The sequence below is a fragment of the Kiloniella litopenaei genome, from assembly GCF_000982415.1.
Lineage (GTDB): Bacteria > Pseudomonadota > Alphaproteobacteria > Kiloniellales > Kiloniellaceae > Kiloniella > Kiloniella litopenaei.
Genome location: NZ_LANI01000018.1, coordinates 115,906 through 127,738, shown reverse-complemented (window position 1 = coordinate 127,738; position 11,833 = coordinate 115,906). Strand labels below are relative to the sequence as shown.

The window sequence follows — 11,833 nt, the reverse complement described above, 5'->3', positions numbered from 1 at the left end:
GGTATCAAATGAGAATTAATTTTGCTGCTAATTTGTTGGGCTTTGCCCTCATGCTAACAACAGCAACAACTTCATTTTCACAAGACGTTCTTCGTCCTGCGGCAGTCGTAAACGACGATATTATTTCTCTGCTGGACGTTAGCCAACGTACTCAACTCGCTATTGTCTCAAGCAAGCAAAAGAATACCCCACAAGTTCGACAAAGAATGGTGAGACAAGTCGTTCGTATTCTTATCGACGAAAGGCTAAAACTACAAGAAGCTGAACGTCTCAACATCACAATATCTGATCAGCAGGTTCAACGAGCATTAGCCGCAGTTGCAAAGCAGAATAAAATGACTGTGCAACAACTGACGGATGGATTGCGTAAACAAGGTGTATTACAAACTACTCTCTTAGATCAGTTTAGAGCTGATATTGCTTGGAGAGCCGTTGTTAACAGGCGCTTGAGATCATCGGTTAATATCTCTGAAGCTGAAATAGATGAAGTTATTACGAAACTTCAATCGGATGGCCCCGCAATTCAAAAGAGAATTTTTGAAATTTTTCTAGGCGTTGATACCGCATCGGACGAAGCAAAAATCAAAGCCCAGGCCGATGAAGCTCTGCTGACAATAAGAAATGGTGGTAATTTCTCTGCCATTGCCCGACAGATATCGCAATCAAACAGTGCTGGGCTCGGTGGAGATTTAGGGTGGTTGCAAACCGGACAGCTATCTAACGAATTACAAAGCGCCGTTGAATCCGCTTCCGCTGGCTCCTTACTTGGCCCTATACGCACCAAAAGTGGATATTACATTCTATTGGTTCAGGATCAACGATCAGCGGAAAGCGAAAAGAAAGTCCGCTTAAAACAGTTCTTCTTCTCTTTACCTGCAGCACCCAGCTTTGAAGACACTCAGAAAGCACAGTCAAGAGCTGCCGATGCCCGTCGAAAATTCACCAGCTGTGGAGAAATGGATCAACTAGCTGATGAACTAGGTGATGAAGGTTCCGGCGATTTAGGAACGGTTAGAACAAAAGACCTTCCTGCGACGACCAGATCCGCCATTGAGCAGGTCAGTGTTGGTCAGACAACACCAGCCATTAAAGTCTCGGGTGGGTTGGCGGTAATCGCCGTATGTGAACGTCAAGAAAGTGGTGGCGTTGACCGATTGGCAATTCAAGAAAAACTCACGAATGATCGTTTGGATACATTAGCCAGAAGATATCTCTTGGATCTTCGCAGAAGTTCAAACGTGGATATCCGTTTGTGAGCCAACTGGCCCCCTTACCCATTGCCATAACAATGGGAGATCCGGCAGGTATTAGCGGTGAATTGAGCCTAAAAGCCTGGGAGCACCTGCATCAAGGTGCCTTCCCTTTCTTTATTGTGGATTGCCCCGACAGATTGGAGAAATTAGCATCTGATCTATCCCTACCTATTCCCATAAAAAGAATATCTGATCCCCTTGATGCTCTTACATGCTTTGGTCAAGCATTACCCGTCCTGACAGAAGAATTGAAACAGCCAGCTATTCCGGGTATAGGTGACCCAGATAATGCTTCAGCTGTTATCAACTCCATAAAACGGTCCGTAAGCTTCGTGCAAAATAAAGAGGCCTCGGCAATTGTCACAAACCCGATAAATAAAGATATTCTGTATCAAGCTGGATTTAAACACCCAGGGCACACAGAGTATCTCGCCGACTTAGCCAATAGCAAAACGCCATCTGTGATGATGCTTGCTTCCAGTCAACTCCGCGTTATTCCTGTTACTATTCACCTTTCGTTGAAAGAGGCCGTCAATAAGCTGGACAGCGATTTAATCTCTCACACAATTAGAACTGCAAATACTGCGTTAAAACATGATTTTGGTATAGATAAGCCACGTATCGCCGTTTCAGGATTAAACCCACACGCAGGAGAAAACGGGGCAATGGGAACAGAAGAAATAGACCTAATTAGCCCAACACTCGAACTATTAAAAAAAGAAGGTATTGATATCACAGGTCCTCTACCGGCAGATACAATGTTTCATGCCAAAGCCCGTGAAAGTTATGATGTCGCTGTTTGTATGTACCATGATCAAGCTCTGATCCCCATAAAAACCCTCGATTTTGACAGCGGTGTCAACATTACCCTTGGCCTGCCCTTTATTCGAACGTCACCAGATCATGGAACCGCCTATAATATCGCAGGACAAGGTATCGCGAACCCCAACAGTTTTATTGCCGCGATAGAGATGGCGACAACAATGGCAAAAGCAAAAGCGCATTAGATATGAATAGATCAACGGACAAACTCCCCCCACTGAGAGAGGTTATAGCGCGCTTTGATCTCGCTGCAAAAAAATCACTCGGGCAAAACTTTCTGCTAGATCTAAATCTCACATCAAGAATAGCACGAGGCGGAGGGCCACTTGATCAGGGGACAATCTTCGAAATAGGCCCGGGACCCGGAGGCCTGACACGCGGTCTGCTTATGGAGGGCGCGCAACAGGTTATTGCGATCGAAAAAGATCAACGTTGTCTGGAAGCGCTGAAGGAAGTATCAACAGCCTATAACAACAAGCTACAAGTCATAGAAAGCGACGCCCTCAAGGTTGATTTAACAGAGCTCGGAAGTTCGCCGCGACGGATTGTCGCCAATCTACCCTACAATATTTCGACAGTACTTTTGCTTAGATGGCTGAAACAAATTGCGCTGGATGCAAACTCATTTGCAAGCCTGACACTTATGTTTCAAAAAGAAGTCGTTGACCGTCTGATAGCTGAACCCAAAACCAAAAGCTATGGCCGTCTGAGTGTCATGACGCAATGGCTTTGCGAAACATCTGCACTTTTCGATATTCCACCCAGAGCTTTTATCCCTCCGCCAAAAATAACATCAACTGTGGCAAGATTAGAACCGAGACAAAAACCATTGGCAAAAGCAAATGTATTCACAATGGAAAAAGTAACGGAAGCTGCCTTTGGACAAAGGCGTAAAATGTTGCGACAAAGCCTGAAAAGCTTGGGCACAAATACACCAGAGCTCATATCCATCGCTGGTATTAAAGAAACCGCCCGGGCAGAAGAACTAACTATTCATGAGTTCTGTTCGATTGCCCGCGCTTATGACCAGTTGAAAGGTTGAAGATACAACTCAACTTCCAGCTTAGGCTTGACGTAATCCACGAACAAAAGAATCAAGATCAGGTCTTCGATCTCGTTTCAAGCGTTCCGCTCGGAGAATAGCCTGAACATCAGCAACAGATTTTTCGACATCTGTATTTACGATAATATAATCATACTCAGCCCAATGGCTCATTTCATCAGCCGCTTTGGCCATACGTCCTTTGACAACTTCTTCGCTGTCCTGAGCCCGTGCATAGAGACGCCTCTCAAGCTCTTGTAGCGACGGCGGAAGAATAAACACGCGAACAATATCATTAGGGGCTTTTGCTGCAACTTGCTGTGTTCCTTGCCAATCAATATCGAAGAGAACATCCTGCCCCGATGACAGCCCCTGTTCTACTGGCTCGCTCGGCGTACCATATTTATTATCAAATACAGTCGCATGTTCCAGCATCTCGTTATTATCAACCATGGAATTAAATTCATCCGGGCTTACAAAGAAATAATCTTTGCCGTGAATTTCCCCCGGACGCATTTGTCGCGTTGTTGCAGATATGGATAGAGTAAGCTCTTCTTCTCTCTCCAGCAGTATTCTGGAAATTGTTGTTTTACCAGCCCCGGAAGGGGAAGAAAGGACCAGCATAAGGCCACGACGTTCAAGCGTGGGGGCAACAACAGCATTCATTGTTTTTAAAACCTTACTTTTATTCGACGTTTTGAATTTGTTCGCGAAGTTGTTCTATCGTCGCCTTGAGCTCAATACCAATCGTAGTTAAGGCAACATCCGAAGATTTTGAGCAAAGTGTATTGGCCTCGCGATTAAACTCCTGACAGAGAAAATCTAACCGACGTCCACAGGGTCCACCGTTTTCCAACAGCTCACGCGCAGCTGCAACATGTGCAGCCAGACGATCAAGTTCTTCTCGGATATCAGCCTTCGTTACCAGAACAGCAATTTCCTGGGCCATCCGCTCTTCAGAAACAGGGCTAGCATCTGATAATAATTCTGACAGCTGTTTATTAAAACGATCCTGTATAGCTGCTGGCTGTGTAGCTGCTAGCTTTGCTGCTTCTTGTTGCAAGCTTTCAATAGCATCCAGTTGACCGGACGCAATTTCTGCAAGTCTTGCCCCCTCTTCACCGCGCATGGTTTGCATGGCTTCAATCGCATCTTGCAAACTTGTTTCAATCAACGCCAAACGTGCATTCGCCTCATCCTGGGATTCCTCTTCTTCGACAAGCTCTAACACACCCCGTAAATTCAAGATGCCATCAATCGAAGGCGCAACCGCATCCAGATCATTCCCAATTCTTGTGGCCAGCGGAATTACTTGTTGCAGAATGTCTTCGTTCACTTGTAACTGCACAGCTTTGTGTTTGTTATCAATCACAAGGTTTATGTGGAAGTTGCCACGCTTAAAGCTTTTTGCCAAAGCCGACCTTACTTTAGCATCCAAAACTTCGAATCCGTTTGGAACCCGACATCTCGCATCCAGGTTTTTACCATTGACGCTTTTAAGCTCCCAAGACCAGGTCGTCCCTGCGTACTCACCTTCAGCACGGGCAAATCCTGTCATGCTGGCAATTGCTTTTCCCATAATGGTTCCTCGGGGTTATTGAAGCATCATCCGTATCTACATGGATGGATTGTTTTACATTCATCACAAGCAGCTTTATTTTCATAAGCCTTATACCCAAAGCTTATGAGTTACTGCAAGAATGACAATTCCAAAGACCATATTTATTACCGGCGCATCCAGTGGCATTGGGGCTGCCCTTGCAGAATATTATGCTATGCCAGGAAATGTTCTTTTCCTTTGTGGTAGAAATCGTACTCGTTTACAGGCCATAGCAGGCCAATGTATCAAACGGGGCGCACAAGTACATTCATTGCAATTGGACGTTATAGATCAAACGGCTTGCAGTGAAGCAATTATCAAAGCCAATCAAACATCAAAACTCGATCTCGTTATTGCCAACGCAGGTATATCCGGTGGTACAGGACAACAAGACGAATCTGATCATCAGACACGGGAAATAATGGATATAAATCTGAACGGTGTGTTCAATACTGTTTTTCCCGCGATTGAAGTAATGAAATCAAATGGCCAGGGGCAAATCGCGATCATGTCTTCTCTTGCCTCGTTCAAAGGCCTTCCCAGTGCACCTGCTTACTGCGCCAGCAAAGCGGCTGTCCGCACTTGGGGGGAAAGTCTGCGGGGTACGTTAAAAAAGAGTAACATAAAGGTTTCAGTAATCACCCCCGGCTTTGTCAAAAGCGGTATAACTGCCGTTAACAAATTTCCCATGCCATTTTTAATGGAAAGCTCAAAAGCAGCAACCATTATAGGCAAAGGTTTGGAACGGAATAAAGCCAGAATTTCTTTCCCAAAGCCAATGTATCTAGCCGTATTATTCTTTTCCACTTTGCCGCTTTTTATATCAGAATTTATTTCAAACAAACTGCCGAACAAACAGTAGAATACAACACAGCTTGTCGTGCTACTTTTTTATAAAATAGCTTTATAAAGCCGCCCCTATCACAGGAACGACTTTAATCAAATCTGATCAACCAGTTTAAATAAAAAAGGCGAATGCATAGCCCTGCTCGCATCTTCTGCCAGTTTGACATCCAAGACACGTGTATAAAATGCCCCATTCATTTTTTAACTGTTTGAGGGAATATCTCTAATGCAAAAGCACGGGCATTTTCCTCGTATTTAATTGCGCTAAAACATCAGTAGAAAGATAATTTTTTCAATAATATATAAGCACCAAATTTCATAAATCCGGTGCCCAGGCGATGCCAAAACCCTTTCGAAAGAAACAGATATTTCCTTGACGACAAATACAAGCACAAAAAGCGCGTTCAGTCATACCGACCAAACGCGCAAATGCGCTGTATTCTCTATTTTTAAAGATAGAGGATTATTTGTGACGGAAAGTGATCCGTCCCTTAGTCAAATCATAAGGGGTCATTTCGACGTCAACTTTATCACCAACCATGGTGCGAATGCGGAACTTACGCATCTTACCACCTGTGTGGGCAATAATCTCGTGTCCATTTTCAAGCTCTACCCGGAACATTGCATTCGGGAGCTTTTCAATAACAGTACCACTAAACTCAAGGAGTTCTTCTTTAGCCATTCAACCTTTGCCTTTTTTATACCGCATTTGTGCGTGCCGCAAAACTACTCAACATTTACAAAAGGTCAAGTAATCATCGTATTTTCACCCACATATCGTTAAAAAACCATAATATCACATAAAAAAAGAAAATGGATAGCCAGAGAAAACGATAAAAACAATTCTGTTCATTTTTGAATAGTCACTATCCAGCCATACATTAATACACAGTTTACGATAACGATGATCATTGCTTTGCTTGTCTTGATTTCAAGCAATAAGGAAGCCGTTATGTCAATCGTGATCGCCGTCAAAAAACAAGGAAAAACTGTTATCGGCAGTGACTCTAAATGCTCTGATATCAACACCCTACATCCAGCTCAGGAAAAAATAAATTCTTCTAAAATTCACTTCCTTAAGCACGGGACCATTGGACATGTAGGTGAGACAACTTACCATACAATTCTAGACTATCTATGTTTAGAACATGAAGATTGTTTTAACTTCGCGGATAGAATGTCGACCTACAAAAGTATGTTAAAAATTCAAAAGATATTAACAGAAAAATGTCTTTCGCTACCAACAGGAAATCATTTCAAAGGGAGTGGAATGAACCTGTTAATCGCGACGCACAAAACAATTTTTCATATAGATCCCGAAAGAAATGTAGATGAATTTTCAAGATTTTGGGCTATTGGATCAGGACATTCATTCGCATTGGGTTCACTTGAATCCTTATACGAAACATCGCTTTCAGCCGAACAGATTGTTGAACAAACACTACATACAGTTTGTAAATATGATCTTCACTCAAACGAGCCCTATCACACACATACAATCGATTAAAAGTTCAGTGGTTCTTTATCGCAACAATCTGTTTATTTTTTATTCACTGACCGCCAATGACGTACATTTTTATTATGCTCTTTAAGGTTGCGAGCAAAAGCATGCCCCCCTGTACCATCAGCGACAAAGTACAAATATTTGGTTTTTGCTGGCTGTGTCACAGCCTCTAACGCAGACAAGCCAACATTAGCAATGGGCCCTGGGGGAAGGCGATCAATCGTATAGGTATTGTAGGGCGTTGCGGTTTTTAGATCCTTACGGGTTAAACTTCGCCCCAAAGGCTTAGCGCCAAGTGTAATACCATATGTTACTGTTGGATCCGATTGCAGACGCATTTTTAAATTCAAGCGATTAATAAAAACCCCCGCAACAAGCGGTCTTTCTGACGCAATACCTGTTTCCTTTTCAACGATGGACGCCAGAACCAATGCCTCTTCCTTGGTCTTAAGCGGCAAGCCTTCCTGTCTATTATTCCACAACTTATCAAGATGACGTTCTAATGCCTGCTTCATTCGGTCAAGAATGGATTGACGGCTATCGCCCCGGACAAACGAGTAGGTTTCAGGTAAAAGACTGCCTTCTTCGGGTATATCTGTAATTTCACCCTCCAAATCAGGATGATTTCGCAGTATCTCGACAATCTCGAATGATGTTTTCCCTTCCGGGATCGTAATTGAGTAGCTGACCGTTTTTCCGTTTTCCAGTATCTCAATCGCGTCTTTCATAGAAACAGCCGCAGGCATCAAAAATTCGCCAGCTTTTAGGTTTCTTGCTTTTTTGGTATAGCGTGCACCCAGTTGAAAGATAATCGGTTCACGAATAACGCCTTCGTCTTTCAGAATATTCGATATTTTCTCTAACCCAGACCCTTTGGGGATTACAATGGTGAGATCTTTTTTGAGAGGTCCCGGTGCTAAAAATTCCTGTCGCCCCATGTATAATACGATGGAAAAACACAAAATCCCCAAGGCGAAAACAAGCGAGGCCCACTTCAAAAAAGAGGGCCTCGTAGATACTTTTTGTTCTTCACTCACAGCTTAAGTGAATTTATCTGAATGCTTTAAGCACTAGGCTTGCATTGGTTCCGCCAAATCCAAAGGAATTGGATAGTGCGACATCAATTTTTCGCTCTTGCGCTTCAAGAGGAACCAGATCAATCCCCTGACATTCATCAGATGGATCTTCCAAATTAAGCGTTGGAGGAATCACACCTTCTTTGATTGCCTTTACAGAGAAGATAGCCTCAACAGCACCAGCAGCACCCAGCAAGTGACCGATCGCGGATTTGGTCGAAGACATACAAAGGTCTTCATTGTTTCCAAACAGACGCTTCACAGCGCCAAATTCAATTTCATCACCCAACGGTGTAGAAGTCCCGTGAGCGTTGATGTAGTTCACATCACTGGCATTGATACCTGCACGTTTAAGTGCAGCAGACATTGCACGGAAACCACCATTTCCATCAGGAGGTGGGGCCGTAATATGGTGTGCATCCCCGGACAGGCCATAACCAACGACTTCGCCGTAGATCGTAGCTCCACGCGCTTTTGCATGTTCCAGTTCTTCAAGAACAACAACACCAGCGCCTTCGCCCATAACAAAGCCGTCACGTCCTTTATCCCAAGGACGAGAGCCTTTTTCGGGGGTATCATTAAAGCCGGTAGACAGCGCACGTGATGCGCAAAAGCCTGCGATACCAAGTCTGCAAACAGCAGCTTCGGCACCACCAGCGACCATAACATCTGCATCATCCATCTGGATCAAACGTGCAGCATCACCTATCGCATGTGCACCTGTTGAACATGCTGTCACAACAGAGTGGTTTGGCCCCTTGTATCCGTAACGAATAGAAACATGACCGGAAATCAAATTGATCAGTGATGAAGGAATAAAGAAAGGAGAAAGCTTGCGCGGCCCCTTTTCTTCGATCATGACCGCACCATTAGCAATGGTTTGCAAGCCACCGATACCGGATCCAATCATCACACCAGTGCGGAACAAACTCTCTTCATCTTCGGGCTTCCAGCCCGCGTCTTCAATAGCTTGTTGAGCAGCGGTAATACCATACACAATGAAGGGATCAAGCTTACGGCGATCCTTGGCTGCGACATGATCATCCGCATTAAAGTAACCGTCAGCAGTTTCGCCAACAGGAATTTCACCCGCAATTTGAGACGGCAAATCCGACGCATCAAATTGAGTAATTTTACCAATACCTGATTCTCCGTTGGTAATGCGTGACCATATATGATCCACACCACACCCAAGCGGAGATACCATACCGAGACCGGTTATAACGACACGACGCATGATTCTAAAAAGTCTCTACGCTATTAAAGACGAAAACGCCGGGGAGTTCCCCGGCGTCATATACTTCTAAAAAACGATTAAACGTTTTCTGAAATGAAATCGACAGCGTTCTGAACTGTTACGATTTTTTCAGCAGCATCGTCTGGAATTTCACAACCGAACTCTTCTTCGAATGCCATAACGAGTTCGACAGTATCCAGGCTGTCAGCACCAAGATCGTCGATGAAGCTTGCACTTTCCACAACTTTGGCTTCTTCAACACCGAGGTGTTCAACTACAATTTTCTTTACGCGATCAGCGACATCGTTGCTCATAAACTTTAGCCCTTAACTATTTATCGCCTTTCGGCGGTTTTACTAACGACCCTAAGGCCTGAATTTCTATTTTTCCCTGCCAACTGCAGAGAAGCGCCGCCTCATAACACACTTTAAGTCGGCTTGCCAACGCTCTTAATCGTTTATCTTTCATAAAGATTCAACGCCAGAGGGTCAAATGCTGATTATATCATGGCCATTCCGCCGTTAACATGCAAGGTCTGGCCTGTCACATAAGCAGCTTCATTACTGGATAGATAGGCAACCGAAGCTGCGATATCCTCGGGAGAGCCAAGCTTTGCACAGGGAATACCACTTAGAAGATTTTCTTTAATATCATCACTGAGCACATCGGTCATTGCCGTAGCAATAAAACCAGGTGCTACACAATTGACTGTAATTCCACGCGACGCAACTTCCTGGGCGAGAGACTTGCTCATACCAATCAAGCCTGCTTTTGAAGCAGCATAGTTCGTTTGACCAGCATTCCCCGTAGTGCCAACAACAGAAGTAATTCCGATAATACGTCCCCAACGACGCTTCATCATGCCACGAAGACATGCTTTGGACAGACGGAAGCTGGCTGTAAGATTAACGGCAAGGACGGTATCCCAATCTTCATCTTTCAGACGCATCGCAAGATTATCACGGGTCAATCCTGCATTGTTCACCAGAATATCAAGTTGCCCCATTGCTTCATCAGCGCGTTTCACCAAATCCGCTGGCGCATCTGCATCAGATAGATTCGCGGGCAAAACATGGACCCGATCACCGCCCAGTTCAGCAGCTACCTTTTCAAGTGCTTCCACTCTGGTACCCGAAAGACCAACAACAGCCCCCTGATCGTGCAAGGCCTTGGCAATTGCACTTCCAATACCGCCAGAAGCACCTGTAACAAGTGCTGTCTTACCGGAAAGATCAAACATCCTATACTCCTAAGATCAATATTTATGCGCGGAAGAATACTCAATTTCATGCAAGAGACCAAGTACTCGTCCTTCGGCTTTTAAACTTTTAAAGACTCTTCAACAGATTTTCTATTTCTTCAGGCGTTCCTGCGTTCGCCGATGTAAGATCGCGATCGATACGACGGTTGAGACCACTCAACACTTTCCCTGCACCCAACTCGACCAATTGCTCAACTTCATTCGCGCGCATATACAGTACAGACTCACGCCAGCGAACAACCCCCGTTACTTGCTGTACCAAATATTCGCGAATCGTTTCTGGGTCCGTGACCATATCCGCAGAAACATTACAAACAACGGGCACAGTCGGTGCCTTTAGAGTGACAGCGGCCAAGGCTTCGGCCATCGCATCAGCCGCAGGTGCCATTAACGAACAATGGAAAGGCGCAGATACAGGCAGTAATACAGCACGTTTTGCGCCTTTTGCCTTGGCAATTTCCAAAGAACGTTCAACAGCAGCTTTATGACCACTAACGACAACCTGTCCTGGCGCATTATCATTCGCAGCCGAACAAACTTCACCCTGCGCAGCTTCTTCAGCAACCGCCTGTGCATCTTCAAAATCAAGACCGAGAAGAGCGGCCATCGCGCCTTCGCCAACGGGAACAGCTTGCTGCATAGACTGACCACGTAGCTTCAACAGGCGTGCAGCATCAGCCAGTTCAACCGTTCCGACAGCCGTCAGAGCCGAATATTCACCAAGAGAATGCCCTGCAACAAAAGAAGCATGATCGCCCAACAACAAATTACCTTCGCTCTGTAATACACGGGCGACAGCCGTGCTCACAGCCATTAAAGCAGGCTGGGCATTTTCTGTAAGCGTAAGTTCGTCGATAGGCCCTTCAAACATCAGCGCAGATAACTTTTGTCCCAGCGCTTCATCGACTTCTTCAAAAACTTCGCGAGCGATAGAAAAAGCCTCTGCCAATTCTTTTCCCATACCAACGGCTTGTGATCCCTGTCCGGGAAAAACAAATGCACGCTTCATTATAAACTCCTTATTAAACGCGCTGATGTTGTCGTGTACCGGCTCCTTGCTAAGAAGCTTTTGTCCTATCAAACGGCAAAATTTAATTCGCCAATGAACAAACAACATTCAGAGTATTTGTGTTGCCCCAGAAATAGCCTTCCAGAAGTCATTATGCAACGGCGTGTATACTTAATTATCACC

The 11,833-nt window shown here is 44.8% G+C and carries 13 protein-coding genes; 5 read left to right on the top strand and 8 right to left on the bottom strand.

Translation table 11 applies throughout. The annotated features are described in order from the left end of the window. Positions 1-8: 8 nt before the first annotated feature. The 3 genes from WH95_RS12425 to rsmA are packed head-to-tail and all read left to right on the top strand — an operon-like array spanning position 9 to position 3,117. Positions 9-1,256, top strand: coding sequence for a peptidylprolyl isomerase (locus tag WH95_RS12425; RefSeq protein WP_046507671.1), 1,248 nt, complete (start codon positions 9-11; stop codon positions 1,254-1,256). Continuing rightward, positions 1,253-2,260: a 4-hydroxythreonine-4-phosphate dehydrogenase PdxA gene (pdxA, locus tag WH95_RS12420; protein WP_082114131.1), complete on the top strand. Its 1,008-nt coding sequence runs from the start codon at positions 1,253-1,255 to the stop codon at positions 2,258-2,260. Before WH95_RS12425 ends, pdxA begins: the two co-directional genes overlap by 4 nt. A 2-nt stretch (positions 2,261-2,262) precedes the next feature. Next, complete coding sequence (gene rsmA / locus WH95_RS12415) at positions 2,263-3,117, top strand: 16S rRNA (adenine(1518)-N(6)/adenine(1519)-N(6))-dimethyltransferase RsmA (protein ID WP_046507669.1); 855 nt, start codon at positions 2,263-2,265, stop codon at positions 3,115-3,117. Positions 3,118-3,138: 21 nt separating this feature from the next. Here rsmA and gmk read toward each other — a convergent pair whose 3' ends face one another. Both gmk and WH95_RS12405 read right to left on the bottom strand, forming a co-directional pair. Next, positions 3,139-3,783: a guanylate kinase gene (gene gmk / locus WH95_RS12410; RefSeq protein WP_046507666.1), complete on the bottom strand. Its 645-nt coding sequence runs from the start codon at positions 3,781-3,783 to the stop codon at positions 3,139-3,141. A gap of 19 nt (positions 3,784-3,802) precedes the next feature. After that, entirely contained in the window at positions 3,803-4,696 is an 894-nt protein-coding gene (locus WH95_RS12405; protein WP_082114130.1) for a YicC/YloC family endoribonuclease, read from the bottom strand. Between the two features lie 121 nt (positions 4,697-4,817). Here WH95_RS12405 and WH95_RS12400 point away from each other — a divergent pair, with 121 nt between their 5' ends. After that, a complete protein-coding gene (locus WH95_RS12400; RefSeq protein WP_046507663.1) occupies positions 4,818-5,579 on the top strand; it encodes an SDR family NAD(P)-dependent oxidoreductase in 762 nt (253 codons plus the stop codon). 447 nt (positions 5,580-6,026) lie between these two features. Here the strand turns inward: WH95_RS12400 and infA are convergent, their stop codons facing one another. Further along, the gene (gene infA, locus WH95_RS12395; RefSeq protein ID WP_046507661.1) at positions 6,027-6,245 is read right to left on the bottom strand and encodes a translation initiation factor IF-1; all 219 of its coding nucleotides are present in this window, start codon (positions 6,243-6,245) and stop codon (positions 6,027-6,029) included. A gap of 270 nt (positions 6,246-6,515) precedes the next feature. Here infA and WH95_RS12390 point away from each other — a divergent pair, with 270 nt between their 5' ends. Beyond that, positions 6,516-7,070 carry an Ntn hydrolase family protein gene (locus tag WH95_RS12390; protein ID WP_157845955.1) on the top strand — a complete coding sequence of 185 codons (555 nt, stop codon included), beginning with the start codon at positions 6,516-6,518 and terminating at the stop codon, positions 7,068-7,070. Positions 7,071-7,102: 32 nt separating this feature from the next. Here the strand turns inward: WH95_RS12390 and mltG are convergent, their stop codons facing one another. The 5 genes from mltG to fabD form a co-directional block, all read right to left on the bottom strand. Next, positions 7,103-8,065, bottom strand: a complete 963-nt coding sequence (gene mltG / locus WH95_RS12385; RefSeq protein WP_245622969.1) for an endolytic transglycosylase MltG — start codon at positions 8,063-8,065, stop codon at positions 7,103-7,105. 52 nt (positions 8,066-8,117) lie between these two features. Next, positions 8,118-9,380, bottom strand: a complete 1,263-nt coding sequence (fabF, locus tag WH95_RS12380; protein ID WP_046507653.1) for a beta-ketoacyl-ACP synthase II — start codon at positions 9,378-9,380, stop codon at positions 8,118-8,120. A gap of 77 nt (positions 9,381-9,457) precedes the next feature. Further along, on the bottom strand, positions 9,458-9,694 hold the full coding sequence (locus WH95_RS12375; protein ID WP_046507651.1) for an acyl carrier protein: 237 nt from the start codon (positions 9,692-9,694) through the stop codon (positions 9,458-9,460). A 185-nt stretch (positions 9,695-9,879) separates the two neighbouring features. Beyond that, positions 9,880-10,620, bottom strand: coding sequence for a 3-oxoacyl-[acyl-carrier-protein] reductase (gene fabG, locus WH95_RS12370; RefSeq protein ID WP_046507648.1), 741 nt, complete (start codon positions 10,618-10,620; stop codon positions 9,880-9,882). A gap of 88 nt (positions 10,621-10,708) precedes the next feature. Continuing rightward, complete coding sequence (gene fabD / locus WH95_RS12365; RefSeq protein WP_046507645.1) at positions 10,709-11,650, bottom strand: ACP S-malonyltransferase; 942 nt, start codon at positions 11,648-11,650, stop codon at positions 10,709-10,711. Positions 11,651-11,833: the final 183 nt, after the last annotated feature.